The sequence below is a fragment of the Streptomyces toyocaensis genome (assembly GCF_000725125.1).
GTDB lineage: Bacteria > Actinomycetota > Actinomycetes > Streptomycetales > Streptomycetaceae > Streptomyces > Streptomyces toyocaensis.
In genome coordinates this window covers 134,831-160,864 of the sequence record NZ_JFCB01000007.1, presented here as the reverse complement: position 1 = coordinate 160,864, position 26,034 = coordinate 134,831, and the positions used below count along the sequence as shown (strand labels likewise).

The 26,034-nt window shown below is 70.5% G+C and carries 29 protein-coding genes, 1 tRNA gene and 1 riboswitch; of the genes, 21 read left to right on the top strand and 9 right to left on the bottom strand.

The genetic code is table 11. The features are described 5' to 3' along the window. Window positions 1-13: 13 nt before the first annotated feature. The 7 genes from clpS (at window position 14) to BU52_RS10930 (ending at window position 4,935) form a co-directional block, all read left to right on the top strand. Complete coding sequence (gene clpS / locus BU52_RS10955) at window positions 14-331, top strand: ATP-dependent Clp protease adapter ClpS (protein ID WP_006131673.1); 318 nt, start codon at window positions 14-16, stop codon at window positions 329-331. A 55-nt stretch (window positions 332-386) separates the two neighbouring features. Continuing rightward, on the top strand, window positions 387-989 hold the full coding sequence (locus BU52_RS10950) for a DUF2017 domain-containing protein (RefSeq protein WP_037931980.1): 603 nt from the start codon (window positions 387-389) through the stop codon (window positions 987-989). A gap of 364 nt (window positions 990-1,353) precedes the next feature. After that, window positions 1,354-2,901 (top strand): alanine/glycine:cation symporter family protein, encoded by a 1,548-nt coding sequence (locus BU52_RS10945; protein ID WP_037931977.1) that lies wholly within the window; start codon window positions 1,354-1,356, stop codon window positions 2,899-2,901. 81 nt (window positions 2,902-2,982) lie between these two features. Continuing rightward, entirely contained in the window at window positions 2,983-3,405 is a 423-nt protein-coding gene (locus BU52_RS10940; protein WP_037931974.1) for a Mov34/MPN/PAD-1 family protein, read from the top strand. Window positions 3,406-3,501: 96 nt separating this feature from the next. After that, window positions 3,502-3,597, top strand: coding sequence for a putative leader peptide (locus BU52_RS36975; RefSeq protein WP_312847494.1), 96 nt, complete (start codon window positions 3,502-3,504; stop codon window positions 3,595-3,597). Window positions 3,598-3,699: 102 nt separating this feature from the next. After that, window positions 3,700-3,978, top strand: coding sequence for a MoaD/ThiS family protein (locus BU52_RS10935; protein WP_037931972.1), 279 nt, complete (start codon window positions 3,700-3,702; stop codon window positions 3,976-3,978). Between the two features lie 6 nt (window positions 3,979-3,984). After that, complete coding sequence (locus BU52_RS10930) at window positions 3,985-4,935, top strand: PLP-dependent cysteine synthase family protein (RefSeq protein ID WP_037931969.1); 951 nt, start codon at window positions 3,985-3,987, stop codon at window positions 4,933-4,935. 46 nt (window positions 4,936-4,981) lie between these two features. Here BU52_RS10930 and BU52_RS35620 read toward each other — a convergent pair whose 3' ends face one another. Beyond that, window positions 4,982-5,119 carry a hypothetical protein gene (locus BU52_RS35620; protein ID WP_167343511.1) on the bottom strand — a complete coding sequence of 46 codons (138 nt, stop codon included), beginning with the start codon at window positions 5,117-5,119 and terminating at the stop codon, window positions 4,982-4,984. A gap of 201 nt (window positions 5,120-5,320) precedes the next feature. On the opposite strand from BU52_RS35620, the gene BU52_RS10925 reads away from it, so the two are divergent. Then, a complete protein-coding gene (locus BU52_RS10925; protein ID WP_037931967.1) occupies window positions 5,321-6,073 on the top strand; it encodes an MBL fold metallo-hydrolase in 753 nt (250 codons plus the stop codon). A 70-nt stretch (window positions 6,074-6,143) separates the two neighbouring features. Here the strand turns inward: BU52_RS10925 and BU52_RS10920 are convergent, their stop codons facing one another. Together BU52_RS10920 and BU52_RS10915 are read right to left on the bottom strand one after the other, a co-directional pair. Further along, window positions 6,144-7,394 carry a PTS transporter subunit EIIC gene (locus tag BU52_RS10920; RefSeq protein WP_037931964.1) on the bottom strand — a complete coding sequence of 417 codons (1,251 nt, stop codon included), beginning with the start codon at window positions 7,392-7,394 and terminating at the stop codon, window positions 6,144-6,146. Window positions 7,395-7,602: 208 nt separating this feature from the next. Next, on the bottom strand, window positions 7,603-8,910 hold the full coding sequence (locus tag BU52_RS10915; protein ID WP_037931961.1) for a PTS transporter subunit EIIC: 1,308 nt from the start codon (window positions 8,908-8,910) through the stop codon (window positions 7,603-7,605). A 188-nt stretch (window positions 8,911-9,098) separates the two neighbouring features. On the opposite strand from BU52_RS10915, the gene BU52_RS10910 reads away from it, so the two are divergent. The 4 genes from BU52_RS10910 to rdgB all read left to right on the top strand — a co-directional run bounded on the left by BU52_RS10910 (window position 9,099) and on the right by rdgB (window position 11,344). Next, a complete protein-coding gene (locus tag BU52_RS10910) occupies window positions 9,099-9,332 on the top strand; it encodes a glucose PTS transporter subunit EIIB (protein ID WP_037931958.1) in 234 nt (77 codons plus the stop codon). Between the two features lie 95 nt (window positions 9,333-9,427). After that, window positions 9,428-10,165: a ribonuclease PH gene (gene rph, locus BU52_RS10905; protein WP_037931956.1), complete on the top strand. Its 738-nt coding sequence runs from the start codon at window positions 9,428-9,430 to the stop codon at window positions 10,163-10,165. A gap of 141 nt (window positions 10,166-10,306) precedes the next feature. Then, a complete protein-coding gene (locus tag BU52_RS10900; protein ID WP_037931954.1) occupies window positions 10,307-10,705 on the top strand; it encodes a hypothetical protein in 399 nt (132 codons plus the stop codon). Between the two features lie 36 nt (window positions 10,706-10,741). Beyond that, window positions 10,742-11,344, top strand: coding sequence for an RdgB/HAM1 family non-canonical purine NTP pyrophosphatase (gene rdgB, locus BU52_RS10895; protein ID WP_037931952.1), 603 nt, complete (start codon window positions 10,742-10,744; stop codon window positions 11,342-11,344). 56 nt (window positions 11,345-11,400) lie between these two features. Here rdgB and BU52_RS10890 read toward each other — a convergent pair. The 4 genes from BU52_RS10890 to bcp all read right to left on the bottom strand — a co-directional run bounded on the left by BU52_RS10890 (window position 11,401) and on the right by bcp (window position 13,410). After that, window positions 11,401-11,475: transfer RNA gene (locus BU52_RS10890), tRNA-Leu, on the bottom strand. A 15-nt stretch (window positions 11,476-11,490) separates the two neighbouring features. Continuing rightward, window positions 11,491-12,159, bottom strand: a complete 669-nt coding sequence (locus tag BU52_RS10885) for an HNH endonuclease (protein ID WP_037931951.1) — start codon at window positions 12,157-12,159, stop codon at window positions 11,491-11,493. After that, the gene (locus tag BU52_RS10880; RefSeq protein ID WP_037931949.1) at window positions 12,156-12,806 is read right to left on the bottom strand and encodes an HNH endonuclease signature motif containing protein; all 651 of its coding nucleotides are present in this window, start codon (window positions 12,804-12,806) and stop codon (window positions 12,156-12,158) included. Before BU52_RS10880 ends, BU52_RS10885 begins: the two co-directional genes overlap by 4 nt. A gap of 136 nt (window positions 12,807-12,942) precedes the next feature. Further along, window positions 12,943-13,410 carry a thioredoxin-dependent thiol peroxidase gene (bcp, locus tag BU52_RS10875; RefSeq protein ID WP_037931947.1) on the bottom strand — a complete coding sequence of 156 codons (468 nt, stop codon included), beginning with the start codon at window positions 13,408-13,410 and terminating at the stop codon, window positions 12,943-12,945. A gap of 139 nt (window positions 13,411-13,549) precedes the next feature. On the opposite strand from bcp, the gene BU52_RS10870 reads away from it, so the two are divergent. The 3 genes from BU52_RS10870 (at window position 13,550) to sugE (ending at window position 14,781) form a co-directional block, all read left to right on the top strand. Continuing rightward, window positions 13,550-13,879 carry a DUF3618 domain-containing protein gene (locus BU52_RS10870; RefSeq protein ID WP_037932173.1) on the top strand — a complete coding sequence of 110 codons (330 nt, stop codon included), beginning with the start codon at window positions 13,550-13,552 and terminating at the stop codon, window positions 13,877-13,879. Between the two features lie 99 nt (window positions 13,880-13,978). Beyond that, a complete protein-coding gene (locus BU52_RS10865; protein ID WP_156698885.1) occupies window positions 13,979-14,281 on the top strand; it encodes a GroES family chaperonin in 303 nt (100 codons plus the stop codon). Window positions 14,282-14,358: 77 nt separating this feature from the next. Then, a riboswitch (guanidine-III (ykkC-III) riboswitch) is annotated at window positions 14,359-14,427 on the top strand. A gap of 33 nt (window positions 14,428-14,460) precedes the next feature. Next, on the top strand, window positions 14,461-14,781 hold the full coding sequence (gene sugE / locus BU52_RS10860; protein WP_037931942.1) for a quaternary ammonium compound efflux SMR transporter SugE: 321 nt from the start codon (window positions 14,461-14,463) through the stop codon (window positions 14,779-14,781). Between the two features lie 6 nt (window positions 14,782-14,787). On the opposite strand, the gene BU52_RS10855 is transcribed toward sugE, so the two are convergent. Then, window positions 14,788-17,175: a transglycosylase domain-containing protein gene (locus BU52_RS10855; RefSeq protein ID WP_037931939.1), complete on the bottom strand. Its 2,388-nt coding sequence runs from the start codon at window positions 17,173-17,175 to the stop codon at window positions 14,788-14,790. Between the two features lie 271 nt (window positions 17,176-17,446). On the opposite strand from BU52_RS10855, the gene BU52_RS10850 reads away from it, so the two are divergent. The 4 genes from BU52_RS10850 to BU52_RS10835 all read left to right on the top strand — a co-directional run bounded on the left by BU52_RS10850 (window position 17,447) and on the right by BU52_RS10835 (window position 20,914). After that, window positions 17,447-18,247 carry an ABC transporter permease gene (locus BU52_RS10850; RefSeq protein WP_037931936.1) on the top strand — a complete coding sequence of 267 codons (801 nt, stop codon included), beginning with the start codon at window positions 17,447-17,449 and terminating at the stop codon, window positions 18,245-18,247. A gap of 64 nt (window positions 18,248-18,311) precedes the next feature. Next, window positions 18,312-19,076: an ABC transporter permease gene (locus BU52_RS10845; protein WP_107061140.1), complete on the top strand. Its 765-nt coding sequence runs from the start codon at window positions 18,312-18,314 to the stop codon at window positions 19,074-19,076. A gap of 7 nt (window positions 19,077-19,083) precedes the next feature. Next, a complete protein-coding gene (locus BU52_RS10840; RefSeq protein WP_037931932.1) occupies window positions 19,084-20,100 on the top strand; it encodes an ABC transporter ATP-binding protein in 1,017 nt (338 codons plus the stop codon). A gap of 34 nt (window positions 20,101-20,134) precedes the next feature. Beyond that, window positions 20,135-20,914, top strand: a complete 780-nt coding sequence (locus BU52_RS10835) for a DUF1707 SHOCT-like domain-containing protein (protein WP_051858105.1) — start codon at window positions 20,135-20,137, stop codon at window positions 20,912-20,914. A 64-nt stretch (window positions 20,915-20,978) separates the two neighbouring features. Here BU52_RS10835 and BU52_RS10830 read toward each other — a convergent pair whose 3' ends face one another. After that, window positions 20,979-22,346 carry an SGNH/GDSL hydrolase family protein gene (locus BU52_RS10830; RefSeq protein ID WP_037931929.1) on the bottom strand — a complete coding sequence of 456 codons (1,368 nt, stop codon included), beginning with the start codon at window positions 22,344-22,346 and terminating at the stop codon, window positions 20,979-20,981. Window positions 22,347-22,555: 209 nt separating this feature from the next. On the opposite strand from BU52_RS10830, the gene BU52_RS10825 reads away from it, so the two are divergent. Both BU52_RS10825 and BU52_RS10820 read left to right on the top strand, forming a co-directional pair. Then, complete coding sequence (locus tag BU52_RS10825) at window positions 22,556-23,893, top strand: DUF445 domain-containing protein (RefSeq protein ID WP_037932168.1); 1,338 nt, start codon at window positions 22,556-22,558, stop codon at window positions 23,891-23,893. 538 nt (window positions 23,894-24,431) lie between these two features. After that, window positions 24,432-25,955, top strand: a complete 1,524-nt coding sequence (locus BU52_RS10820) for an MFS transporter (protein WP_037931926.1) — start codon at window positions 24,432-24,434, stop codon at window positions 25,953-25,955. The last annotated feature ends 79 nt before the right edge of the window (window positions 25,956-26,034 follow it).

Here is a 26,034-nt window from a genome sequence, read left to right as displayed (position 1 = left end):
CTGCGGTGGCAGCATGGGCAGTGTGACGTCACCCGCACCCCTGGAGATCGAACGCACCGAGTCGGCGGAGGAGGTCTTCGCCGTACCCGAGCCCGACGTCCCGTGGGTCACCATCGTCCACAACGACCCGGTCAACCTCATGAGTTATGTGACGTACGTCTTCCAGACGTACTTCGGCTACTCCAAGGACAAGGCCACCAAGCTCATGCTCGACGTCCACCACAAGGGCCGGGCGGTCGTCTCCAGCGGTACGCGCGAGGAGATGGAACGCGACGTCCAGGCCATGCACGGCTACGGACTGTGGGCCACCCTCCAGCACGACCGGAAGTGACCGAGCCGGACATGACCCGACCCCGCCCGCAGGACCGGAAGTAGCGATCGCCGCCATGCCAGGAACCTTCGAACCGCTCCCCGGCGGCGGCGCGGCCGTCGCCCTCGACGTCGTCGAGATCTCCATCATCCGGTCCCTGGCCGTGCAGCTGATGGAGCTGATCGGCCCCGGACCCGCCGAGGACTCCTCCGGCGACCCGCTCGCCGGCCTCTTCGCCGAGGGCCCGAGCGAACCGCCCTCCGACCCCGTGCTGCGCCGCCTCTTCCCTGACGCCTACCGCGACCCCGAGGGCGCCTCGCAGGGCAAGGAGGCCGAGGAGCAGCGGGCGCACTCCGCCGAGTTCCGCCGCTACACCGAGAACGACCTGCGGGCCGGCAAGCGCGACAACGCGCTGACGGTGATCCGCTCCCTGGACGCGCTCACCCCGGCGGGCGAGGGCGGCGCGGTGCTCGAGCTCTCGCCGGACGAGTCCCGCCAGTGGCTCGGCGCGCTGAACGACCTGCGCCTGGCGATCGGCTCCCGTCTGGAGATCGGCGACGAGGACGACAGCGACCTCCTCTTCCACCTCCCCGACGACGACTCGCGCAAGCCGATGGTGATGGCGTACCTGTGGCTCGGCGGCCTCCAGGAGACCCTCGTCTCGACACTCATGCCGTGAAGATGTACTGAACTGTCCGGAAAGATCACCTGATCCGTTCGCTCAGAAGAACCTCAAGTCCGGATAACGATCCCGTCACCACCCCTGCGGATTCGCCCCGCTTGGGCGGTTTCCTGTGACCTGCATCACTCGGCCTGAGGTAAACGGCGTGGTAAAAATCGGCAACTCGCTTGCGGCCCACCCCCTGCCGTGAGCAAGGAAGCCGGTCACCGCCGGTGTGTACGACCAGCACGACAGAAGGACGACGGACCCGGTTCCCGGGCCGCCGCCCCATCGCCGTCGCCGAACGGGACGTGGGCCCCGCCCACCGACACCCGCTCCGCTGCGCACGCCAGCACGTCCCCGCGCCACCTGAGGAAGTTCGATGTCACTCGACTCCATCACGCAAAACATCGACGACGCAGTAAGTGATTTCTTCGACCCCGTCGCGACCACCGTCGGCGACATCGTCTTCTACACCGTTCCGGTCGGCGGCACCGAGCTACCGCTCATCGTCGCGTGGCTCGTGATCGCCGGTCTGGTCTTCACCGGCTGGTTCGGTCTGATCCAGGCGCGCAAGCTCAAACTCGCCTTCGACGTCGTACGCGGCAAGTACGACGAGGAAGGCTCCCCCGGCGAGGTCAGCCACTTCCAGGCACTGACCGCCGCCGTCTCGGGCACTGTCGGCCTCGGCAACATCGCCGGTGTGGCCGTCGCCGTCTCCATCGGCGGCCCGGGCGCCACCTTCTGGATGATCCTGTGCGGCCTGCTCGGCATGGCCACCAAGTTCGTCGAGGTCACCCTCGGTGTGAAGTACCGCGAGGAGCACGCGGACGGCACCGTCTCCGGCGGCCCCATGCACTACCTGCCCAAGGGTCTCGCCGAGCGCTTCGGCAACGGAGGCGCCAAGCTCGGCAAGGTGCTGGCCGTCCTGGCCTCCGTCATGATCCTGTTCTTCGGTCTGTTCGGCGGCAACCTGTTCCAGACCAACCAGAGCTACGCGCAGATCTCCTCCACCTTCGGCGGCGAGGACGGCTTCCTGGCCTCCTCCGCGGGCGCCGTGCTGTTCGGCCTGGTCGTGGCCGCCCTGGTCGGTCTGGTGCTGCTCGGCGGCATCCGCTCCATCGCCTCGGTCACCAGCCGGCTCGTCCCCGCGATGGCCCTCATCTACATCGTGGCCTGCCTGGCCGTCATCATGACCAACGTCACCGCGGTGCCCGACGCGTTCGCCTCCATCCTCGAAGGCGCCTTCGAGGCCGACGGTGTCGCGGGCGGTGTCATCGGCGCCCTGATCGTCGGCTTCCAGCGGGCCGCCTTCTCCAACGAGGCCGGCCTCGGCTCCGCGCCGATCGCCCACTCCGCGGTCAAGACGAAGCACCCCGCGAGCGAGGGCCTGGTCGCCCTGCTGGAGCCGTTCATCGACACGGTCGTCATCTGCACCATGACGGCGCTGACCATCGTCATCGCCAACCCCGCCAGCTGGGGCGAGGCCCGGGAGGGCGAGAGCATCGGCGGCGTCACCATCACGTCCGACGCCTTCGAGACCGTTCTGCCCTGGTTCCCGAACGTGCTGACCCTCGCGGTGCTGCTGTTCGCCTTCTCGACGATCCTGACCTGGGGCTACTACGGCCTCAAGGCCTGGTCGTACCTCTTCGGCCGGAGCAAGGCCAGCGAGACGACGTTCAAGGCCATCTGGAGCGTCTTCGTGATCGCGGGCTCCCTGCTCTCCCTCGACTCGCTGATCAGCCTCGCCGACTCGGCGCTCTTCCTGCTCTCCGTGTTCAACATCATCGGCCTGTACCTGCTGGCCCCCGTGGTCAAGCGGGAGCTGAACACCTTCCTGGAGTTCGTCCGCCGCCGCTCCACCGGCGCAGGCGGGGCGACGGGCGCGGAGTCCGAGGAGTCCGCCGTTCAGGCCACCAAGACGGTCTGACCCCGCTCAAGGCGTCCGGCATCCGGGCCGTTCCGTACCACCCCTCGGTACGGAGCGGCCCGTCTGCTTATCCTGAGCCCCATGCTGACCATCACCCAGGCCCTGTACGACCGGATCGTGGCCCACGCCCGCGAGGACCACCCCGACGAGGCGTGCGGCGTGGTGGCGGGCCCGGTGGGCTCCGGCCGCCCCGAGCGCTTCATCCCCATGCTGAACGCGGCCCGCTCGCCCACGTTCTACGAGTTCGACTCCCAGGACCTGCTGAAGCTGTACCGGGAGATGGACGACCGGGACGAGGAGCCGGTGGTGATCTACCACTCCCACACCGCGACCGAGGCCTACCCCTCCCGCACGGACATCTTCTACGCCAACGAGCCCGGCGCCCACTACGTCCTGGTCTCGACCGCGGACACCGACGGCGCCGGCGAGTTCCAGTTCCGCTCGTTCCGCATCCTCGACGGGGAGATCACCGAGGAGGAGGTCGAGGTCGTCGAGGCCTACTGACCCTCCTGGGCTGCGGGTCTCGCATGACGGAAGGGAGGCGTCCGAAGAATGAGATCACACTCCGGGAGTCCCTCCGGGAATCGATACGATGACCGCATGGTTCTTCTCGACGTGAGCGAAACAGCGCCGGGCGCACTGCTCGTGGCGCGGCTGCACGTCGATCTGTGCCGGCTGAACAGCGCCATCTGTTGATCTTCGCTGCCGCCGTACGGCCGAGAGCCGCGGCGGGCTGCGGCGTGCCGCCGCGCGCTCTCCCGAACCCCCGACAGACACTTCCGACAGGAGCCCTCAGCCATGGCCATCGAGGTCCGCATCCCGACCATCCTCCGCCAGTACACCGACGGCCAGAAGGCGGTGGAAGGCAGCGGGGACACCCTCGCCGAGCTCTTCGCCGACCTCGAGACCCGGCACTCCGGCATCCAGGCGCGCATCGTGGACGGGGCGCAGCTGCGGCGCTTCGTCAACGTGTACCTGAACGACGAGGACGTGCGCTTCCTCGACGGCATCGACACCAAGCTGTCCGACGGCGACAGCGTCACGATCCTGCCGGCCGTGGCCGGCGGTATGGCCTGATCGGCGATGCGTTACGACTCCCCGCTGGCCGCGGTGGGCAACACCCCTCTGGTGCGCCTGCCGCGGCTCTCGCCGTCCGCCGACGTCCGGATCTGGGCGAAGCTGGAGGACCGCAACCCCACCGGCTCGATCAAGGACCGCCCGGCCCTGTACATGATCGAGCAGGCGGAGAAGGACGGCCGCCTCACCCCGGGCTGCACGATCCTCGAGCCGACCTCCGGCAACACCGGCATCTCCCTCGCCATGGCCGCCCGGCTCAAGGGCTACCGCATGGTGTGCGTGATGCCGGAGAACACCTCGCAGGAACGCCGTGACCTGCTCGCCATGTGGGGCGCGGAGATCATCTCCTCCCCGGCCGCGGGCGGCTCCAACACCGCCGTGCGCGTCGCCAAGGAGCTCTCCGCGGAGCACCCGGACTGGGTGATGCTCTACCAGTACGGCAACCCGGACAACGCCGGCGCGCACTACGCCACCACCGGCCCCGAGATCCTCGCCGACCTGCCGTCCATCACCCACTTCGTGGCCGGCCTCGGCACCACCGGCACCCTCATGGGCGTCGGCCGCTACCTGCGCGAGCACAAGCCCGACGTGAAGATCGTCGCCGCCGAGCCGCGCTACGACGACCTGGTCTACGGGCTGCGCAACCTCGACGAGGGCTTCGTCCCCGAGCTGTACGACGCCTCCGTGCTCACCACCCGGTTCTCCGTCGGCTCCGCCGACGCCGTCACCCGCACCCGGGAACTCCTCCAGCAGGAGGGCATCTTCGCCGGCGTCTCCACCGGCGCCTCCCTGCACGCGGCGATCGGTGTCGCCAGGAAGGCACTGAAGGCGGGCGAGTCCGCCGACGTGGTCTTCCTCGTCGCCGACGGCGGCTGGAAGTACCTGTCGACCGGCGTGTACACGGCCGCGACCACCGAAGAGGCCATCGAGACGCTCCAGGGCCAGCTCTGGGCGTAGCGCCCCCCCGCACGACAAGGGGCCGGAGACGAGCGTCTCCGGCCCTTCACATGTTCCCGGGTCCGTCACCGCCGCGCCGACGGGACCGCCGGGAACGGTGCCCCCGTCCCCAGCCGTCGACGAGCGCGGTGACCAACGCGAGCAGGACCACCGCGGCGAGCGCGAGCCACCAGGCCGTGTGCATGCCCCGACCGTACCGGCGCGCGCCACCACCGCGCGCCCCTCCCGTCACCGGTGTGCGCGGCTTCCAGCCGAACCGGTGACAGCACAGGTGAGTTCGCCCACAACGGCCCCTGGTGGAGGAGCGACCACAGGTTTTGCGCCTTACGCTCGACGAACCGCACGACCCCCGTCTCTCCACCCCGCCAGCGGAGGTTTCTGCTTCATGAAGCTCACCGTCGTCGGCTGCTCGGGGTCGTTCCCGTCCGCGGAATCGGCCTGCTCGAGCTACCTCGTCGAGGCCGACGGCTACCGGCTGCTCCTCGACATGGGCAACGGCGCCCTGGGCGAGCTGCAGCGCCACTGCGGTCTCTACGACCTCGACGCGATCTTCCTCAGCCACCTGCACGTCGACCACTGCATCGACATGTGCGCCTACTTCGTGGCGCGCTACTACCGGCACGACGGCGGCCGCTGCGCCCCGCTGCCGGTCTACGGGCCCGAGGGCACCGAGCACCGGCTGACCACCGCCTACGCCGACACCCCCTCGGCCTCGTCCATGAGCGAGGTCTTCGACTTCCACACGGTCAAGCCGTCCACCTTCGAGATCGGCCCGTTCCTCGTGCACACCGAGCGCGTCGCGCACCCGGTCGAGGCGTACGGCATCCGCGTCGAGCACGGCGGGAAGGTGCTCACCTACTCCGGCGACACGGGAGTCAGCCCCGCGCTCGACGACCTCGCCCGCGACGCCGACCTCTTCCTGTGCGAGGCCGCCTTCACGCACGGCAAGGAGGACATCCCCGACCTCCACCTCAACGGCCGCGAGGCGGGTGAGACCGCGGCACGGGCAGGTGCCCGCCGCCTGATCCTCACCCACATCCCCCCGTGGACCGACCCGCAGATCAACCTCACCGACGCCCGCGCGGCGTACGACGGCCCGGTGGGGCTGGCGGCGCCGGGGGCGACGTACGAGATCTGAGGCGCGACGACCGGGGCCCCGGAACCGAATCGGTTCCGGGGCCCCGGTCGTCGCGTCACGCGAGGACCGCTCACACCTTCGTGGTGTCCTCGACCTCCTCGTCGGGCTCGCGGCCCGGGGTCGGCAGGTTGAACTTGGTGATGGCGAAGCGGAAGACCACGTAGTAGACCGCCGCGAACACCAGACCGATCGGGATGATCAGCCATGGCTTGGTCGCCAGGTTCCAGTTGAGCCCGTAGTCGATGACGCCCGCGGAGAACGTGAAGCCCGCGTGGACACCGAGCGCCCAGGTGATCGCCATGGACAGGGCGGTGAGCACCGCGTGGATCGCGTACAGCACCGGGGCGATGAACATGAACGAGAACTCGATCGGCTCGGTCACACCGGTCACGAACGAGGTCAGCGCGAGGGAGATCATCATGCCCATCACGGCCTTGCGGCGCTCCGGACGGGCGGCGTGCGCGATGGCGATGGCGGCGGCCGGCAGACCGAACATCATGATCGGGAAGAAGCCCGACATGAACAGGCCGGCGTCCGGGTCGCCGGCGAAGAACCGGTTCAGGTCGCCGTGGACCACTTCGCCCGCGGCGTTGGTGAAGTCACCGATCTGGAACCAGGAGACGGTGTTGACGAACTGGTGCATGCCGACCGGGATCAGCGCGCGGTTGATCAGGCCGAACAGACCGGCGCCGACGGCGCCCAGCTCGGTGATCCACTCCCCGACGTTCGAGATGCCCTCACCGATCGGCTCCCAGACCAGGCCGAAGAAGACGCCCATCGCGGTGCCGACGAAGGCCATGATGATCGGGACGAGCCGGCGGCCGTTGAAGAAGCCCAGCCAGTCCACCAGCTTCTTGCGGTGGTAGCGCTGCCACAGCACCGCCGCCAGCAGACCCATGAGGATGCCGCCGAGGACACCGGGGTTGTTGTAGGTGGCGGCTATGTCCGCGCCGTCCTGCACCTTCGCCTCGGTGACCGGGAAGGCCTTCAGGACGTTGCTGTACACCAGGAAGCCGACGAGCGCGGCGAGCGCGGTGGAGCCGTCGGCCTTCTTGGCGAAACCGATGGCGACACCGATGCAGAACAGCATCGGCAGGTTGTCGAAGATCGCGCCGCCGGCGGTGGCGAACACGGCGGCGACCTTGTCCCAGCCGAAGCCGTCGGCGCCGAACACGTCCGGCTGGCCGAGCCGGAGCAGGATGCCCGCCGCCGGCAGCACGGCGATCGGGAGCTGAAGGCTGCGGCCCACCTTCTGCAGGCCCTGGAACAGGCCGGATCCCCGCTTCTTCGCGGGGGCCGCCGAGTCGGTGGCGGTGCTCATACGTCCTCCATCGGTGGTGGTCTACACCACTAGTGGTGTAGACCTGTTCTAGCACGACGGGGGCGTATAAGGAACCCGTGAAATTGCGACCGCGGGGCTACGCACCGTACCTGCCCGAAGCGGTCAAACGGAACCGTCCGCCGCGCACCGGAAAGCCCCCGGACCACGACGGTCCGAGGGCTCCGGCAGCCGGGCGCGGCCCGCTGGATCACGCCTTCGTCGTGTCCTCCACCTCGTCCTCCGGCTCCCGCCCCGGCGTCTTCAGGTCGAACCTGGTGATGGCGAGGCGGAAGACCACGTAGTACAGCACCGCGAAGCACAGCCCGACCGGGATGATCGCCCACGGCCGGGTCGCCAGATTCCAGTTGATGACGTAGTCGATCAGGCCCGCCGAGAAGCTGAACCCGTCGCGCACCCCCAGCCCCCAGGTCACCGCCATCGACACACCCGTCAGCACCGCGTGCACCACGTACAGCAGCGGCGCGACGAACAGGAACGAGTACTCGATCGGTTCCGTGATGCCCGTGACGAACGACGTCAGCGCCACCGACAGCATCAGCCCGCCGACCTCCTTGCGCCGGTCCGGCCTCGCGCAGTGCGTGATCGCCAGCGCCGCCGCCGGCAGCGCGAACATCATGACCGGGAAGAACCCGGACAGGAACTGCCCCGCGTCCGGGTCACCCGCCAGGAACATGTTGATGTCACCGTGCACCACCGTGCCGTCCGGCTTCGTGTACGAGCCGAACTGGAACCAGATGGGCACGTTCAGGAACTGGTGCAGCCCCACCACCAGCAGCGCCCGGTTCGCCACGCCGAACACCCCCGCCCCCCAGGCGCCCAGACCGCTCATCCAGTCACTGAAACTCTCCAGCGCCGCCCCGACCGGCGGCCACACCCACAGACACAGCGCCGCGAACACGATCGCCGCGAACGCCATGATGATCGGCACCAGCCGGCGCCCGTTGAAGAAACCCAGCCAGTCCACCAGCTTCGTACGGTGGAACCGCTGCCAGAAGTACGCCGCCGTCAGCCCGACGACGATGCCGCCGAACACCCCCGGATTCTGGTAGTCGTACGACGTCACCGTCCCGTCCGTCAACTGGCAGCCGACGTTCGGCACCGCCTCCGACCCCTCCGGGCAGTCCTCCGGGAACTGGCGCAGCACGTTGAAGTAGACAAGGAACCCCGCCACCGCCGCCAGCGCCGTCGAGCCGTCCGCCTTCTTCGCCATCCCGATGGCCACACCCACGCAGAACAGCAGCGGCAGCCCCAGCGAACCGTCCAGCAGGGCACCCCCCGCGCCCGTCATCACCTTCGAGACGTTCGTCCAGCCCAGACCGTCGTCCCCGAACACGTCCGGCTGCCCGAGCCGGTTGAGGATGCCCGCCGCCGGCAGCACCGCGATCGGCAGCTGCAGGCTGCGCCCCATCTTCTGCAGACCCTGGAACAACCGATTCCATCGTTCCCGCGCGGGACCGGCCGTAGGCTCGGCACCGGCAGGACTGTCGGCGCTCATCCGCACCCCTTCCGCCGGCGAGCGGGCATGACGGGTTTGGCGGCAGTCCGCCCGCTGGTGTAGACCAGTGGGGCAGGACGGTTCCGCTGTCGTGACGTCATCCTTCGGCACCCACGACATGACCGCTCGCAAAGATGGGCCAACTGTGGGTTACTGCGACAAAGCGGTTCGGATCAGGGAGAACGAACATGGCCACCAAGGCTGAGAAGATCGTCGCCGGGCTCGGCGGCATCGACAACATCGACGAGATCGAGGGCTGCATCACCCGCCTCCGCACCGAAGTCGTGGACCCCGCCAAGGTCGACGAAGCCGCACTCAAGGCCGCCGGCGCCCACGGCGTCGTCAAGATGGGCAGCGCCATCCAGGTCGTCATCGGCACCGACGCCGACCCCATAGCGGCCGAGATCGAAGACATGATGTGACCCACGGCGACAGCCGTGCGCGAGCCACACCTCCAGGGCCCCTCCCCACCACCGCGGAAGGGGCCCTACCCACAGGTACGGCTAGGCTCGACGCCATGTCTCGAATCGACGGCCGCACCCCCGAACAACTCCGCCCGGTCACCATCGAACGCGGCTGGAGCAAGCACGCCGAAGGCTCCGTCCTCGTCTCCTTCGGCGACACCAAGGTCCTCTGCACCGCCTCCGTCACCGAAGGCGTCCCGCGCTGGCGCAAGGGAAGCGGCGAGGGCTGGGTCACCGCCGAGTACGCGATGCTGCCCCGCGCCACCAACACCCGCGGCGACCGCGAATCCGTCCGCGGCCGCATCGGCGGCCGCACCCACGAGATCAGCCGCCTCATCGGCCGCTCCCTGCGCGCCGTCATCGACTACAAAGCCCTCGGCGAGAACACCATCGTCCTCGACTGCGACGTCCTCCAGGCCGACGGCGGCACCCGCACCGCCGCCATCACCGGCTCCTACGTCGCCCTCGCCGACGCCGTCGCCTGGGCCCAGGGCAAGAAGCTGATCAAGCCCGGCCGCCGGCCCCTGACCGGCACCGTCAGCGCCGTGTCCGTGGGCATCGTCGGCGGAGTCCCCCTGCTCGACCTCCGCTACGAGGAGGACGTCAAGGCCGACACCGACATGAACGTCGTCTGCACCGGCGACGGCCGCTTCGTCGAGGTCCAGGGCACCGCCGAGGCCGAACCCTTCGCCCGCGAGGAACTCAACGCCCTCCTCGACCTCGCCGTCACCGGCTGCACCGAACTCGCCGCCGCCCAGCGGGCCGCGCTCGACACCGCCCCCGAAAGGTAAAGGGCACACCAAAACGGTGGCCGGCGCGGAGCAACCGCGTCGGCCACCGGCGCGTCTGAACCAGTACGGGCGCACGGCTCATCCCCGGGCGCCCGGCCGACGACCCGGGCCGCACCGGCCCGACGAGGGAGGGAACCTTCCATGGCCGCGAGCCGCCGACGCCGCACCACAGCCGTCGCCGCCACCCTGGCGGCCGTCGCGCTGACCGCCGGACTCACCACCGGCTGCGACGCCGTCGACAAGGCACTGGACTGCGTCCAGACCGCCGACGCCGTCGCCGACAGCGTCACCGACATGCAGCAGGCCGTCGAGAACGCCGGCAACGACGTCACCCGGCTCGAGGAATCCCTCGACTCCATCGACAAGAACCTCCGCGAGGTCGGCGACAAGACCGACAACGCCGACGTCGGCAAGGCCGTCGACGACCTCGACAAGGCCGTCCAGAACGTCCGCACCTCCATCGAGAACGGCGACACCACCCCCGACGTCAGCCCCGTCACCGACGCGGCCGGCGAACTCACCAAGGTCTGCACCCCGTAACCAGGGGCGCCCCACGAGCCCGGGATACTGGAGCCCATGACCCGCCTGATCCTCGCCACCCGCAACGCCGGGAAGATCACCGAACTCCGCTCCATCCTCGCCGACGCGGGCCTGCCCCACGACCTCGTCGGCGCCGACGCCTACCCCGACATCCCCGACGTCAGGGAAACCGGCGTCACCTTCGCGGAGAACGCCCTCCTCAAGGCCCACGCCCTGGCCCGGGCCACCGGCCTGCCCGCTGTCGCCGACGACTCCGGGCTCTGCGTGGACGTCCTCAACGGCGCCCCCGGCATCTTCTCCGCCCGCTGGGCAGGCACCCACGGCGACGACAAGGCCAACCTCGACCTGCTCCTCGCCCAGCTCTCCGACATCGCGGAGGAACACCGGGGCGCCTACTTCGCCTGCGCGGCGGCCCTCGCCCTGCCCGACGGCACGGAGCGTGTGGTCGAAGGCCGCCTCAACGGGACCCTGCGCCACACCCCCGCCGGCACGAACGGCTTCGGCTACGACCCGATCCTCCAGCCGGAGGGCGACACCCGCACCTGCGCGGAACTGACACCCGCCGAGAAGAACGCCATCAGCCACCGCGGCAAGGCCTTCCGCGCCCTGGTCCCGGTGGTACGGGAACTGCTGGGCTGAGGGCATGAAGGAGGCTCGGCCACTTCGATGCGAAGGGGCCGAGCCTCCTTTCCCTGTGGGCCCGGTGGGACTCGAACCCACGACACACCGGACCTAAACCGGCGCCCTCTGGCCTGCTGGGGTACGGGCCCGCAGCGACGCCTACTCTACTGGGCCGTGTGGCGGGTTCGTCTGCCTCCTCTGCACCACGTAGCGGTGACCGCGTGACAGTTGGGGCACAGCAGACGCAGATTCTCGCGCCGGTCGTCGCCCCAGTCCCCGCTGATGTGATCGATCTCCAGGGTCATCGGCTTGCCGAGCCACTCCGGTGCAACTCCGCACCTGTCGCACTTCTGAGGGACGCCGACATCGCGAAGCGCGCGGCGTAGCAGCGTCGTTTTCGTCCGGCGCCGGCCATCGTGCCGAATCAGGATGTCCTCGGCACGCTTGGCTGTGGAGCTCGTTCTGCCGCGCTGATGCGCCTGCCCGAGAAAGTGGGACGTGTCGATGCCGTCTTCTGCCACCCATTGATGAAACAGCGTGCGTAGCCGGGCGTTGCTGGGCCTGCCCAGGGCCTTCAAGGCGCCTGCGATGGAGATGGCTTCCGCGACGGCCGTGCGCAGCTCGTCAACGGTAGGTCTCTGGGGAACCGCCCATCGCCGTCGGCGCCGGAAATGTGAGATGTCGATGCCGAAGTGCTCGAAGCGCGCGTACAGATACTGACGGAGACCGCGGTAGGGCTGGGTGCCGAAGAAGGTGATGACGTCATCGATGTCGGAACACCGGGCAGCTGCTCGGGCGAGCCGCTCGCGGCTGTACTGCGTGCCGACTGTCACGAGCGTTGCCCCTTACTCCGGCCTCGATAGCTGTCGGTCGTTGAATGGCAGTTCGGGCAGAGCAATCGCAGGTTCCCAAGCCGGTTGTTCCGCCAGTTTCCGTCGATGTGGTCCACCTCGAGCGGCAGTGGTTCACCGAGCCACACGGGCTCGATGTCGCAGAGCGCACAGCGCTCCTGCACGCCGGCTTCCCGCATCGCCCTCTTCAAGCGACTGCCGGGGATTCGCCTGGCGTGTTCCGAGGTGTCCTCGACGAGGATCTCCGCGGCGGCCCGGCGGCGCTGGTTGTACCGCTGCCGCTCAGTGCGGACCTGCGCTGTGAAGTGCGACGTGTCGAGGCCGTAGGCCTTGATCCGGCGGGAGATGTTCGTGTGGTGGCCGCCGACCGGGTCGAGCCCGAGTCGACGGAGAACCTCGTTGGCGCTGGTCGATGCCGCAACCACAGGCTCAAGGATCTCCCGTGTCCACTTCGCTCCCTCGCGCTCGAAGCGGGAGACGTCCACCCCTAGTTTTCTCATCCGGTCGAGGACGTACCGCCGTTTCCAGCTCCTCGGATCCACCCCCAGCCGCTCCAGCGCCTCCGTCAGCGTCCGTGCCCCCCGGGCGGCCTTCTCCAGCCGCTCCTTGGTGTACGTGCTCGCCCCCATCGGGTCCCCTCCGTTCTCGGCCACCCGTTCGTGGCCTCGCACGGAGTAACGAACCGGATATCGGACGGTCACGTACGAAAAGCGGAACGGCCCGCACCGGGGTGCCGGTGCGGGCCGTTCCGAAGGTGCGGTGGGGTCAGATGCCCAGGTCCTTGATGATCTTGGCTACGTGGCCCGTCGCGCGGACGTTGTAGAGGGCGCGTTCGACCTTGCCCTGCTCGTCGACGACGACCGTGGAGCGGATGACGCCCATGTACGTCCTGCCGTAGTTCTTCTTCTCGCCGTAGGCGCCGTACGCGTCGAGGACCTTCTTGTCCGGGTCGGCGAGGAGGGTGACCTTCAGCGACTCGGTGTCGCGGAACTTGGCGAGCTTCTCCGGCTTGTCGGGGGAGATGCCGATGACGTCGTAGCCGGCGCCCGCGAGCAGCTCCAGGTTGTCGGTGAAGTCGCAGGCCTGCTTGGTGCAGCCGGGGGTGAGGGCCGCGGGGTAGAAGTAGACGATGACCTTGCGGCCCCGGTGGCCGGCCAGGGACACCTCGTTGCCGTCGGCGTCGGGCAGGGTGAAGGCGGGGGCCTCGTCCCCGGGCTGGAGGCGTTCGCTCATCGGTCTGGTCTCCTCGTACGTACGCACTGCGTGGATCGGGTGCCGGGATCGAGGGTAACCGGGGGTCCTGACAGTGCGCGGCGGCGTGGAGCTGACAGACTGTCCGGCACAGGTATCAGTGGATTTCGGAGGCGACACGGTGGCGGACACGGCGGACACCAGGACCCCGGCGCAGATCGAGGCGGACATCGAGCGCCGCCGTGCGGTGCTGGCCGAGACCCTGGACGAGATCGGGGTGCGGGTGCACCCGAGGACGGTCGTGGGGGACGCGAAGGCCAGGGTCGTGTCCCATGTGGACCACACGCTCGGGCGGGCGTACGTCCGCGTCAACAGCGCGGTGAGCGACGTCAAGGGCCAGTTCGTGGACGAGGGGGGATCGCCGCGGCTGGAGCGGGTCGTGCCGGTGGCGTTGCTGGTCGTGGGCGTCGTGGGGCTGCTGGCCCTGGGGACGCGTCGGCGCAGGCGTTGACCCCTCCCGCGTACGCGCGGGACGAAGGCAGGTAGGTTTCAGGACGTGAGCGCCAAGAGACACGAGCAGGGTTCCCAGGACGACAAGCTCCCCATCCGGATGCTGCACGATCGCGTACTCGTGCGGCAGGAGACCGGTGAGGGCGAGCGGCGTTCCGGGGGCGGCATCCTGATCCCCGCGACGGCGGCGGTGGGCCGTCGGCTGGCCTGGGCCGAGGTGGTCGCGGTGGGGCAGAACGTGCGGACGGTTGAGCCGGGTGACCGGGTGCTGTTCGATCCGGAGGACCGGGCGGAGGTGGAGGTGCGCGGGACCGCCTATGTGCTGATGCGGGAGCGCGATCTGCACGCCGTGGCCGCGGACCGGTTCGAGGGTTCCGAGGATTCGACCGGCCTGTACCTGTAGTTCCGTGGGGTGATGGGGCCGGTGACCGTGGTCACCGGCCCCATCACCCGTTCTCGGCTACGGTGGGAGGTCTTGTGAGCACCCGTGTGGGCTCATGGGCCCCGACGAGACGCGCCGTACCGGGGTGAAGGCAAAGACGACGCACCCCCGTTTCCTTTCGTGTCCCGGAGGTGCCTGTCATGGCCTGGGTTCTGCTGGTGGTCGCCGGTCTGCTGGAGGTCGGCTGGGCGGTCGGTCTGAAGTACACCGAGGGCTTCACCCGTCCGGTGCCCAGCGTGTTCACCGGTGCCGCCATCGTCGCGAGCATGCTGCTGCTGTCGTACGCCGCCCGCACGCTGCCGATCGGTACGGCGTACGGCGTGTGGGTCGGGATCGGCGCTGCCGGGGCGGCCGTGCTGGGCATGGTGGTGCTGGGTGAGCCGGTGACCGCCGCGCGGATCTTCTTCATCAGCCTGCTGCTGGTCGCCGTGGTGGGCCTGAAGGCGACCTCGGGGCACTGAGGGCGTTCACAGGGCCCGTCGGGCGTTCTGGGTGATCGTTCCGGTGAGGCTGCCGGGGCGGGTCGGTCCGTCGCCGTTGCTGTCGCCGTCGCCGGTGTCACCGCCGGTGTCGCCGCCCGGGGCGGTGCCGCCCTCCGTCGTTCCGTCGCCGGTGTCGCCGTCCGTGGTCCCGCCGGTGGTGCCGTCCTCGTCCCGGCCGTCCGTCGGCTCCTCCTCGGCCGGTTCGCCGGTGCCGTCCGGGGTCCGGCTGGCGGTGTCCTCGTCGTCCGGTGTCGGGCCGTCCTCGCGGGTGGGGTCGCCGGAGGACGAGGGGCCGGTGGAGTCGACGGGCGGCTGGCTCTCCCAGGCGCCGGGCTGGAGCCGGAGGCTGAACGCCTGGACCGGCTGTCCCTTCAGGGCCTCGCGGGTGTACTGGCCCCAGATCTCGGCGGGCGCGCCGCCGCCGTTGATGCGGGGCAGGCCGAGGGCGCCGTAGAGCGACTTGTGGCCGGCGGTGACGGGGTCCTGGCCCATGACGGCGACGACGGTGGCGAGGTCGGGGGTGTATCCGGCGAACCAGGCGGCGGTGTCCTCCTCGGCGGTGCCGGTCTTGCCGGCGGCGGGGCGGCCCGCGGTCTGGGCGGCGGTGGCGGTGCCGTTCTCGACGACGCCGCGCAGCACGGCGGTGGTGGTGTCGGCGGCCTGGCGGCTGACGGCCTGGCGGGTGCTGCGCTCGGGCAGATCGACGGTCTCGGTGCCGCGGGTGACCTTGTCGACCATCGTGTAGGCGCCGTGCTTGCCGTGGTTGGCGAGGGTGGCGTACGCCTCGGCCATGTCGAGGACGCTGGCGGTGGCCACACCCAGGGCGATGGAGGGCCCGGCGTCGTCGAGGCTGGGGGTGTTCTCGGACAGGCCCAGGTCGATCGCGGTCCGCCGCACCTTGTCGGGGCCGACGTCCACGGCCATCTGCGCGTACACGGCGTTGACGGACTTGTCGGTGGCCTCGCGGACGGTGATGTCGCCGTAGTCGCGGTGGTCCTCGTTCTCGGGGGCGTAGCGGGCACCGGGCCAGCCCTGGACGGGGCGTTCGCTGGTGCCGTCGTAGAGGGTGTTCGGGGTGATGCGGCGGCCGTCCTGGGTGCGGGACTTGTTCTCGACGGCCGAGGCGAACACGAACGGCTTGAAGGCGGAGCCGACCTGGAAGTCCCGGCGCGTGGCGTTGGGGGTGTACTGCTTGACGTAGTCGATGCCGTTGTACATCGCGACGACCTCGCCGGTCTTCGGGTCGACCGAGGCGCCGCCGGCGCGGACGTAGGTGTCGACCTTGCGGTTCTCCTGGTCGAGCCGGTCGATCAGCTGGTCGTTGACGGCGTCGACGAACGCGTCCTGCTTGTCCTTCTGCAGGGTGGTGGTGATGCGGTAGCCGCCGCTGTCCAGGGACGCCTCGTCGACGATGTCGTGGGAGATCAGGTACTGCTTGACGACGTTCACGACGTAGCCGCGCTGGCCGGACAGGCCGGTGGAGACGGTGGTCTCCTCGGGCATCGGGAACGTCATGCCGGCGCGTTCGCCCTCGCTGAGCCAGCCCTCGTCGACCATGCCGTCCAGGACGTAGTTCCAGCGGTCCTCGACCGTGTCGCGGTTCTCCGGGTGGGTGATCACGTCGTACTGGCTGGGCGCGTTGACGAGGGCGGCGAGGTAGGCGGCGCGCCCGGCGTCGAGTTCGGAGGCGTCCATGTCGTAGTAGGCGTGGGCGGCGGCCTGGATGCCGTAGGCGCCGCGGCCGAAGAAGCTGGTGTTGAGGTAGCCCTCGAGGATCTGGTCCTTGCTCTGCTCGCGGTCGAGCTTGATGCTGATGAAGAACTCCTTCACCTTGCGGGTGACGGTCTGTTCCTGGCGCAGGTAGTAGTTCTTCACGTACTGCTGGGTGATCGTGGAGCCGGACTGCTTGCCCTTGCCGGTGACGGTGTTCCAGGCGCCGCGGACCATGGCCTGGGGGTCGATGGCGGACTCGGTGTAGAAGTCGCGGTCCTCGGCGGCCAGGACGGCGTGCTGGGCGTCCTTCGAGATCTGGGAGAGGGTGACGTTCTCCCGGTTGACCTCGCCGTCGCGGGCGATGACGGAGCCGTCGGCGTACAGGTAGACGTTGGCCTGCTGGGTGGCCAGGGCGTTGGCGGCGGGGATCTGTACGAGGTGGTAGCCGAGGAGGAAGCCGCCGACGACGAGGAGGGCGGTGACGAGGAAGCCGCCGGCGACCATCCGCCAGGTGGGGATCATCCTGCGCCATCCGGTGCGCCGGGTCGTGCCCCTGCCCTCCGCCCTGCCTCCCGCCTTCCCCTCGGCGGCGTCGGCCGCCTCGGGCTCCTGCGGTGCCCGGCCCCGGTCGGGCTGCTGCGGCTGCGGCTCGTCGCTCATGTCGTGCACGGACTCCTGTTTCGCCTCGTTCGTTCCCGTACGCCGGGTGCGTCCCTCTTCTTCGGGACTGTCGCCTTATTCAAGACTGTCGCATCCGCCGGCGCGTTCCGCGGTGGCGGCGCGCGTCGCGCACCCATGCGGCCTGTCACACGCATGGCCCTCTCGGGCGCTCCCACACCACCCCGGACGGTGGGAAATCGTGTGGCAGGGGGACCGGCGCGCGCACTAGGCTCCTGCGCTTCGGTGCCGGGTGCGGGAGGAGGGGGCGGGCGTGGGCGCGTGGCGCGTGTACCCGGCCGTGGCCGCGGGGTCCTTCCGGCGGTACGCGACGTACCGTGCGGCCACCGCGGCCGGGGTGTTCACCAACACCGTCTTCGGGCTGATCCTGGTGTACACGTACCTGGCGCTGTGGGAGGCCCGGCCCGGTCTCGGGGGCTACGACCAGGCGCAGGCCGTCACGTACGTGTGGCTGGGGCAGGCGCTGCTCGCGATGCTGGCGGTCCAGGGGGGCGGCTTCGAGTCCGAGCTGATGGAGCGCATCCGTACGGGTGAGATCGCGGTCGACCTGTACCGGCCGGTCGATCCGCAGTGGTGGTGGCTGGCCCACGACATGGGGCGGGCGGTGTTCCAGCTGCTGGGGCGGGGCGTGGTCCCGTTCCTCTTCGGTGCGCTGTTCTTCCCGGCGGCGCTGCCGGGTGAGGCCGCCGTGTGGGGGGCGTTCCTGGTCTCCCTCCTGCTGGCGATGCTCGTCAGCTTCGCGATCCGCTACCTGTTCGCGCTGAGTGTGTTCTGGCTGCTGGACAGCCAGGGCGTCGCGCAGGCCGTGATGGTCACGGGGGTCTTCTGTTCGGGCATGACCCTGCCGCTCAACGCCTTCCCGGGCGGCCTCGGTGAGGTCGTCCGGGCGCTGCCGTGGGCGGCGCAGCTCCAGGTGCCGGCGGATGTGCTGATGGGGGAGACCGCCGCGCCGGCGGCGTACCTGTTCCAGGCGGCGTGGGCGGTGGCGCTGCTCGCCGCGGGCCGGCTGGTGCAGTCGGCGGCGACGCGGCGGGTGGTGGTGCAGGGTGGCTGAGGTTGCGGTGCGGTGGCCCTCGCGTGCGGCGGAGGGGGTGCGGGCCTACCGGCTGATCGCCGGGATGTGGATCCGCTCCACGATGACCTACCGTGCCTCGTTCGCCCTCACGGTGTGCGGCAACCTGGTGCTGACGGGGCTGGACTTCGTGGCGATCCTGCTGATGTTCTCGCAGGTCGACGCGCTCGGCGGCTGGACGCTGCCGGAGGTGGCGCTGCTGTACGGCCTGTCCGTGACGGCGTTCGGGATCGCCCACCTGGCGTTCGGCTCCATGGCCTCCCTGGGCGGACGGGTGCGGGACGGCTCGTTCGACACGCTGCTGGTCCGTCCCGCGCCGGTGCTCGCCCAGGTCGCCGCGGACCGGTTCGCGCTGCGCCGGCTGGGCCGGGCCGTCCAGGGGGCCGGCGTGCTGGGCTGGGCGCTGGTGGCGGTCGACGTCGACTGGACCGTGGCGAAGGTGCTGCTGCTGCCGGTCACGCTGCTCTGCGGCGCGGTGATCTTCGGTTCGCTGTTCGTGGCGGGCGGTGCCTTCCAGTTCCTGGCGCAGGACGCCGCCGAGGTGCAGAACGCGTTCACCTACGGCGGTACGACGCTGCTGCAGTACCCGCCGTCGGTGTTCGGACGGGACCTGGTGCGCGGGGTGACGTTCGTGCTGCCGCTCGCCTTCGTCAACTGGGTGCCGGCGGCCCATCTGCTGGGGCGCCCCTACCCGCTCGGACTGCCGGACGGGGCGGCCTTCGCGACGCCGCTGGTGGCGCTGGTGTGCGCGGTGCCGGCCGGCGCGGTGTGGCGGGCCGGTCTCAGGTCGTACCGGAGCACGGGGAGTTAGGACGGTCATGGCGGAGGCGTTCATCGAACTGGACCGCGTCGAGAAGGTGTTCGAGGTGCGCAGGAGGGCCGGTTTCCTCAGGCGGGAGCGGCGGCAGGTGCGGGCCGTGGACTCGCTCTCCTTCACGGTGGCGCGCGGGGAGATGGTCGGCTACATCGGGCCCAACGGCGCGGGCAAGTCGACGACCGTCAAGATGCTCACCGGGATCCTGACGCCCAGCGCCGGCCGGCTGCGGGTGGCGGGCATCGATCCGTCGAGGGAGCGGACACGGCTCGCGCACCGCATGGGCGTGGTGTTCGGGCAGCGCACGACGCTGTGGTGGGACCTGCCGCTGATCGACTCCTACCGGCTGATGCACCGGATGTACCGCATCCCTGACGCGCGGTACCGCGAGAACCTGGACCGGCTGGTCGAACTCCTCGGCCTGGGTGAGCTGCTGGACGTGCCGGTGCGTCAGCTCTCGCTCGGCCAGCGGATGCGCGGGGACATCGCGGCGGCCCTGCTGCACGATCCGGAGGTGCTGTACCTGGACGAGCCGACCATCGGCCTGGACGTGATCTCCAGGACCAGGGTGCGGGACTTCCTGCGGCAGGTGAACGCCGAGCGGGCCACGACGGTGCTGCTGACGACGCACGACCTGCAGGACATCGAGCAGTTGTGCTCGCGGGTGATGGTCATCGACCACGGCCGGCTGGTGTACGACGGCGCGCTCGCCGGGCTGCACGAGGTGGGGGAGAGCGAACGGACCCTGGTGGTGGACCTGGAGCGGGAACTCCCGCCGATCGAGGCGCCGGCGCCCGCGCGGGTGGTACGGGTGGTGGGTCCGCGGCAGTGGCTGGCGTTCCCGGCGTCGGAGTCGGCGGCGGGGCTGGTGGCGCGGATCGCCGCGCGGTATCCGCTGGTGGACCTGTCGGTGCGGGAGCCGGACATCGAGGCGGTGATCGCGAAGATGCTGCACGGGACGGAGGGCACCCCCGAGCCCCCGCCGGACCGCGACGCGAGTCCTGTCCCGGAGTCCTCGTAGCCGTGTGACGGAGACAACTCGTAGGCTGCTGGGTATGACCGACGACGCTGCCGCACCGGATCTCCGCGCCTCCGACGCCGACCGTGAGCGGGTCGCCGACGTCCTGCGGGACGCCCTGGCGGAGGGCCGCCTCGACATGGAGGAGTTCGGGGAGCGGCTGGACGCGACGTACAGGGCGCGTACGTACGGGGAGCTGGCGCCGATCACCCGTGATCTGCCGGGCCCGGGCAGGACGGGCGTGCCCGCCGTCTCCCTGGCGAAGGACCCGGAGGCGGGCGGCGACTGGGCGGGCCGGATCGTCGGCGAGGGCGACGCGGGAACGTCGACGTGGGCCGTGGCCGTGATGTCCGGCTTCCAGCGCAAGGGCCGCTGGACGGCGCCGCGCCGCTTCAACTGCTTCGCCTTCTGGGGCGGCGGCGAGATCGACCTGCGCGAGGCCCGTTTCGCCGACCGCGAGATCGTGATCAACGCTGTCGCGATCATGGGCGGGGTCGACATCATCGTCCCGCCCGGTGTGGAGGTCGTCGTGCGCGGCATCGGCATCATGGGCGGCTTCGACCACGGCGAGGAGGGCGTGCCGGGCGAGCCCGGCGCACCCAGGGTGATCGTCACGGGCGTGGCCTTCTGGGGCGGTGTGGGCGTCCAGCGCAAACTGCCGCGGGCTCAGAAGCAGCTCCTGCGCGAGGAGCGCCGCCGCGAGAAGCTGGAGCGCAAGGAGGAGCGCCGCCGGGAACTGGACGGCTCCCTCCAGGACCACCTGAACCTCCACCCCGTGCGGGAGGAACGCGAACCCCACCCCCGCGACGACCGCTGAGCGAACCACTCGGCCCCTCCGGCGTCTGAGGAGCGGGGTCCGGGGCGGAGCCGCGGGACGACCGCTACAGCTTCGCCGGAGCCCCGCCCCTCAGCGAGCCGAGCTCGAACGCCTCCGCCATCCGCGTGTACCCCCGGTCACTCGGATGCAGATGGTCCCCGGAGTCGTACACCGGACGGAACCGCCGCGGGTCGTACGGATCCCGCAGCGCCGCGTCGAAGTCGGCGACCGCGTCGAAGACACGCCCCGCCCGGATCTCCGCGTTGATCCGCTGCCGCACCGCCTCCCGCGCCTCCGTGTACCCGCGGTGCCCCCCGAAGGGCATCAGCGTCGCTCCGACGACCTTCAGCCCCCGCGCGTGCGCCCGCTCCACGAGCGTGTCGAGCCCCGTCAGGATCCGCTCCGGATCGGCGGTCCCCGGCGTCCGCAGGATGTCGTTGATGCCGAGCACGACGACGACGGCCCGGACGTTCGTCCGCCCCAGCACGTCCCGCTCGAAGCGGTGCAGCCCGCCGGGGTTCTCGGCCGGCCGCCCGAGCCCGTCGGCGAGCACCTGGTTCCCGCTGATCCCCTCGTTCACGACGCTGTACCGCGGCACGTCCCGCCCGGAGGCCACCGCAGCCCGCAGCCGGTCGGACAGCACGTCCGGCCAGCGGTTGTTCGCCCCGGTCGTGGAGGTGATCCCGTCGGTCAGCGAGTCACCGAGGACGACGACCGTGCCGTCGGACTCGTTGCTCAGCACGTCCAGCGCGGTCACGTACCGCCAGACCCGGCTCCGCCCGGTGTACGCCGTCCCGGCCGTGTCCCGCGTGTGCTCGCCGTCGGCGACGTACGAGATCTGGCGCGCGTGCGGGTGATAGGTCACCGGCCCGGACTCGGTGGGGGAGTAGGTGGTGATCAGGACGTCCCCGTCGTGCGGCACGCGGACGCGCACGACGTCGCTCATCACCTGCCCGCCCGCCGGGACGACGACCGACGGGCTGCCGGTGAACGTCAGCCGGCGCATGGTGCCCGCGAGCGCCGCCGCCGTGCCGGGACCCGCCGACACGGCGATCGAGGCGTGGCTGATGGTCAGCGGTGACTGCCCGTAGAGGTTGGACAGCGTGACCCGGGCACCCGTACCGCCGGCGCTGGTGTGCACGACGTTGCGCACGGAGCGGCCCGCGAGCCCCGTCAGCTCGGTGCCGGGCTCGCCGCCGACCGGGGCGGTCGCCCAGGAGGCGACCCAGGTCCCGGTGGAGGCGGGTGCGGCCGGGTTGTTCTGCGCGCCGCGGCCACCGGCGAGGGTGTTGCGGTGCCGCGTACCGTCGTCGGCCGCCACACCGGCGTAGATGGTGGCGGAGACCGCCACAATCGCGGCGACGATCGCGGCGAGCAGGGCGCGCTGCCTGGTGGGAGGCGTCCCCGCGCGCGCGTCACGACCACGGGTCATGCTGTTCTGTTCTCCTCGGAAGACGGGAGCCCGATGCTCCGATCCGGCACACCCATGATGAGCCATGGGCCGGGAAGGCTGACCGGAGGGACCCCCTGGGTGATCCCCTGGACAATTCCCCTCAGGACAGACGCCGGGAACTCCTGTTCCGTTCCAGGAGTCGGTCAGGAAGGGACAATGTGTGAGGGATCACCGAACGGGTGGAGCGGATGGAACGGACTGAGACCGGAGACCGGGGCGACGTGGGGCAGCCTGCCCGCACCGGCGCGTTCACGAACCGCGCGATGAACACCTTCAGCCCGGCGGACGAGGAGAAGCGGCGCGGAGTGCGCCAGATGAAGCTCACCGCCACCGGTCTGCTGCTGTTCGTCGCCCTGGTCTACGTCCTCGCCAAGTGGGCCTCCCACCAGGGCGCCGGCCCCTGGGCGGGCTACGTCGCCGCCGCGGCCGAGGCGGGCATGGTCGGCGCGCTCGCGGACTGGTTCGCCGTCACCGCCCTCTTCCGTCACCCCCTCGGCCTGCCCATCCCGCACACCGCGATCATCCCCACCAAGAAGGACCAGCTCGGCGTCTCCCTCGGCGAGTTCGTCGGTGAGAACTTCCTCTCCGAGGCTGTCGTGCGGCAGCGGCTGCGCGCCGTCGGCATCGGCAGCCGGCTCGGCGCCTGGCTCGCCGTCCCCGAACACGCCGACCGGGTGACCGCGGAGCTCTCGGCCGCCCTGCGCGGCGCGCTGACCGTGCTGCGCGACTCCGACGTCCAGGCGGTGGTCGGCGAGGCCATCACCCGCCGCGCCGACGCCCAGGAGATCGCGCCCGGCATGGGCAAGATGCTGGAGCGGATCGTCGCCGACGGCGGCCACAAACGGGCCGTCGACGTCATCGTCACCCGTGGGCACGACTGGCTGGTGCTGCACAGCGACACCGTGATGGACGCCGTCCACGGCGGCGCCCCCGGCTGGACCCCCCGCTTCGTGGACCGCAAGGTCGGCGAGCGCGTCTACAAGGAACTGCTGCGCTTCGTCACCGAGATGCGCGACATGCCCTCCCACCCCGCGCGCGGCGCCCTCGACCGCTTCCTCACCGACTTCGCCTCCGACCTGCAGTCCGACACCGACACCCGCGCCCGGGTCGAGCGGCTCAAGACCGAGATCCTCGGCCGCGGCGAGGTGCAGGACCTGATCGCCTCCGCCTGGACCGCCGTACGATCCATGATCGTCTCCGCGGCGGAGGACGAGCGCAGCGAGCTGCGGCTGCGTCTGCGGGCCTCGCTGCTCTCGCTCGGCGCCCGCATGTCGCTCGACCCCAAGCTCCAGGGCAAGGTCGACGGCTGGCTGGAGAGCGCCGCGGTGTACGTGGTCACCACCTACCGCAAGGAGATCACGTCCCTGATCACGGACACGGTGGCGAGCTGGGACGCCGAGCACACCACGAAGAAGATCGAGGCCAACATCGGCCGCGACCTGCAGTTCATCCGCATCAACGGCACGGTGGTCGGCTCCCTGGCGGGCCTGCTGATCTACACGGTGTCACGCGCACTGGGCGCATAGCACAGGCGAACCCCCGCACCCCTGCCCTCGCCGGCCGACGACGCCCGCACCCCCCTCACGGGGCCCCATGCCGGCCGACGACGCCCGCATCTCCCTCAGGGGGCCCCTTATCGGCCGACGATGCCCGCACCTCCCTCAGGGGCGCGGGGAACTGCGCGACCAGCCACCACGCACCCGCGGGAGCACGACGCACCGCAAGCCCCCGTGCCCGGCCCTCGCACCGGGGGCCTCCCGGCCGACGACGCCCGCATCTCCCTCAGGGAGCGCGGGGAACTGCGCGACCAGCCACCACGCACCCGCGGGATCACCACGCACCGCAAGCCCCCGTGCCCGGCCCTCGCACCGGGGGCCTCGCCGGCCGACGATGCCCGGATCTCCCTCAGTGGCGCGGGGAACTGCGCGACCAGCCACCACGCACCCGCGGGATCACCACGCACCGCAAGCCGGCACAGCGCACCGGCGTGACACGGCCCGGCCGGGCGTGAAAACGGCAGCCCGGGGCAACCGACGGGGGTTCGCTTCGTCGGGGAGGGAGCCCATGAGCACCGCGCAGTCCGAGTCCGGCCGCACCATCACCTCCAGCATTCCAGCCCGCCTGGACCGCCTTCCGTGGTCCCGCTGGCACTGGTCGATCGTCATCGGCCTGGGCACCGTGTGGATCCTCGACGGCCTGGAGGTCACGGTCGTCGGCAACATCGCCAGCCGCCTGTCCGAACCCGGCAGCGGACTGCCCATCACCTCCGGCGAGGTCACCGGCATCGCCGCCGCCCTCTACGTCGCCGGCGCCTGTGCCGGCGCCCTGTTCTGGGGCCGCCTGACCGACATCTGGGGGCGCAAAAAACTCTTCATGATCACCCTCGCGGTCTACCTGGGCGCCACCGCCCTGACCGCCGTCGCCTTCGACACCTGGTGGTTCTTCCTCTTCCGCTTCCTCACCGGCTTCGGCATCGGCGGCGAGTACGCGGCCATCAACTCCGCGATCGACGAGCTGATCCCGGCGAAGTACCGGGGCCGCGTCGACCTGCTCATCAACGGCAGCTTCTGGCTGGGCGCGGTCGGCGGCTCGCTGCTGTCGATCCTCGCGCTGAACACGTCGATCTTCCCGGCGAACGTCGGCTGGCGCCTGACCTTCGCCCTCGGCGCCGTCCTCTCCCTGGTCATCCTCCTGGTGCGCCGTCATGTCCCCGAGAGCCCGCGCTGGCTGCTGATCCACGGCCGAGACGAGGAGGCGGAACGCATCGTCGGCGACATCGAACGGCGTATCCAGGCCGAGCGGAACGAGCCGCTGCCCCCCGCGGAGGGCGAGCTGACCATCCACCAGCGTGAGCGGGTCACCTTCCTGGAGATCGCCCGCACCGTCTTCGCCAAGTACCGCAAGCGCTCGGTCCTCGGCTTCTCCCTCTTCATCGGGCAGGCGTTCCTCTACAACGCCATCACCTTCGGGTTCGGCGCCATCCTGACCACGTTCTTCGACGTCCCCTCCGGCAGCACCGGCTACTACTTCGCCGTCATCGCGCTGGGCAACTTCATGGGCCCGCTGCTGCTCGGCAAGCTGTTCGACACGGTCGGCCGCCGCGTGATGATCTCCGGCACCTATCTGCTCTCCGGGCTGCTGCTGTTCGGCACGGCCTGGCTGTTCGACCGCGGCGCGCTGGACGCCGTCACGATGACGGCCTGCTGGTGCGCGGTCCTCTTCTTCGCGTCGGCGGGCGCGAGCAGCGCCTACCTGACGGTCTCCGAGGTCTTCCCCATGGAGACCCGCGCGATGTCCATCGCCTTCTTCTACGCCCTCGGCACCGCCGCAGGCGGCATCAGCGGCCCCTTGCTGTTCGCCGACCTGACGGGCACGGGCGAGGTCGGCGACACGGTCCTCGCCTTCCAGATCGGCGCCGCCCTGATGTGCGCGGCGGGTCTGGTGGCCGTGTTCCTCGCGGTGAACGCGGAACGCCGCTCCCTGGAGGACATCGCCAAGCCCCTGACGGCGGCGGCCTCGAAGGCGAAGGCGAAGACCCGCGCGGGCGCGGACCCCGACGCGGGCGGCTCCAAGCCGGCGACGGCGTGACGGGAACGGTTCGGAGGGGCCACCCTGGACCCTCCGAACCATGGGCCCCCCGAGCAGCCGGCGGGCCGAGCAGAGACGA

What these genes read in the sequence shown, in the direction of transcription:
- clpS (WP_006131673.1), top strand. Translation starts at nt 14, where the DNA reads ATGGGCAGTGTGACGTCACCCGCACCCCTGGAGATCGAACGCACCGAG.
- BU52_RS10950 (WP_037931980.1), top strand. Translation starts at nt 387, where the DNA reads ATGCCAGGAACCTTCGAACCGCTCCCCGGCGGCGGCGCGGCCGTCGCC.
- BU52_RS10945 (WP_037931977.1), top strand. Translation starts at nt 1,354, where the DNA reads ATGTCACTCGACTCCATCACGCAAAACATCGACGACGCAGTAAGTGAT.
- BU52_RS10940 (WP_037931974.1), top strand. Translation starts at nt 2,983, where the DNA reads ATGCTGACCATCACCCAGGCCCTGTACGACCGGATCGTGGCCCACGCC.
- BU52_RS36975 (WP_312847494.1), top strand. Translation starts at nt 3,502, where the DNA reads ATGGTTCTTCTCGACGTGAGCGAAACAGCGCCGGGCGCACTGCTCGTG.
- BU52_RS10935 (WP_037931972.1), top strand. Translation starts at nt 3,700, where the DNA reads ATGGCCATCGAGGTCCGCATCCCGACCATCCTCCGCCAGTACACCGAC.
- BU52_RS10930 (WP_037931969.1), top strand. Translation starts at nt 3,985, where the DNA reads ATGCGTTACGACTCCCCGCTGGCCGCGGTGGGCAACACCCCTCTGGTG.
- BU52_RS35620 (WP_167343511.1), bottom strand. Translation starts at nt 5,119, where the DNA reads ATGCACACGGCCTGGTGGCTCGCGCTCGCCGCGGTGGTCCTGCTCGCG.
- BU52_RS10925 (WP_037931967.1), top strand. Translation starts at nt 5,321, where the DNA reads ATGAAGCTCACCGTCGTCGGCTGCTCGGGGTCGTTCCCGTCCGCGGAA.
- BU52_RS10920 (WP_037931964.1), bottom strand. Translation starts at nt 7,394, where the DNA reads ATGAGCACCGCCACCGACTCGGCGGCCCCCGCGAAGAAGCGGGGATCC.
- BU52_RS10915 (WP_037931961.1), bottom strand. Translation starts at nt 8,910, where the DNA reads ATGAGCGCCGACAGTCCTGCCGGTGCCGAGCCTACGGCCGGTCCCGCG.
- BU52_RS10910 (WP_037931958.1), top strand. Translation starts at nt 9,099, where the DNA reads ATGGCCACCAAGGCTGAGAAGATCGTCGCCGGGCTCGGCGGCATCGAC.
- rph (WP_037931956.1), top strand. Translation starts at nt 9,428, where the DNA reads ATGTCTCGAATCGACGGCCGCACCCCCGAACAACTCCGCCCGGTCACC.
- BU52_RS10900 (WP_037931954.1), top strand. Translation starts at nt 10,307, where the DNA reads ATGGCCGCGAGCCGCCGACGCCGCACCACAGCCGTCGCCGCCACCCTG.
- rdgB (WP_037931952.1), top strand. Translation starts at nt 10,742, where the DNA reads ATGACCCGCCTGATCCTCGCCACCCGCAACGCCGGGAAGATCACCGAA.
- BU52_RS10880 (WP_037931949.1), bottom strand. Translation starts at nt 12,806, where the DNA reads ATGGGGGCGAGCACGTACACCAAGGAGCGGCTGGAGAAGGCCGCCCGG.
- bcp (WP_037931947.1), bottom strand. Translation starts at nt 13,410, where the DNA reads ATGAGCGAACGCCTCCAGCCCGGGGACGAGGCCCCCGCCTTCACCCTG.
- BU52_RS10865 (WP_156698885.1), top strand. Translation starts at nt 13,979, where the DNA reads ATGCTGCACGATCGCGTACTCGTGCGGCAGGAGACCGGTGAGGGCGAG.
- sugE (WP_037931942.1), top strand. Translation starts at nt 14,461, where the DNA reads ATGGCCTGGGTTCTGCTGGTGGTCGCCGGTCTGCTGGAGGTCGGCTGG.
- BU52_RS10855 (WP_037931939.1), bottom strand. Translation starts at nt 17,175, where the DNA reads ATGAGCGACGAGCCGCAGCCGCAGCAGCCCGACCGGGGCCGGGCACCG.
- BU52_RS10845 (WP_107061140.1), top strand. Translation starts at nt 18,312, where the DNA reads ATGTGGATCCGCTCCACGATGACCTACCGTGCCTCGTTCGCCCTCACG.
- BU52_RS10840 (WP_037931932.1), top strand. Translation starts at nt 19,084, where the DNA reads ATGGCGGAGGCGTTCATCGAACTGGACCGCGTCGAGAAGGTGTTCGAG.
- BU52_RS10835 (WP_051858105.1), top strand. Translation starts at nt 20,135, where the DNA reads ATGACCGACGACGCTGCCGCACCGGATCTCCGCGCCTCCGACGCCGAC.
- BU52_RS10830 (WP_037931929.1), bottom strand. Translation starts at nt 22,346, where the DNA reads ATGACCCGTGGTCGTGACGCGCGCGCGGGGACGCCTCCCACCAGGCAG.
- BU52_RS10825 (WP_037932168.1), top strand. Translation starts at nt 22,556, where the DNA reads ATGGAACGGACTGAGACCGGAGACCGGGGCGACGTGGGGCAGCCTGCC.
- BU52_RS10820 (WP_037931926.1), top strand. Translation starts at nt 24,432, where the DNA reads ATGAGCACCGCGCAGTCCGAGTCCGGCCGCACCATCACCTCCAGCATT.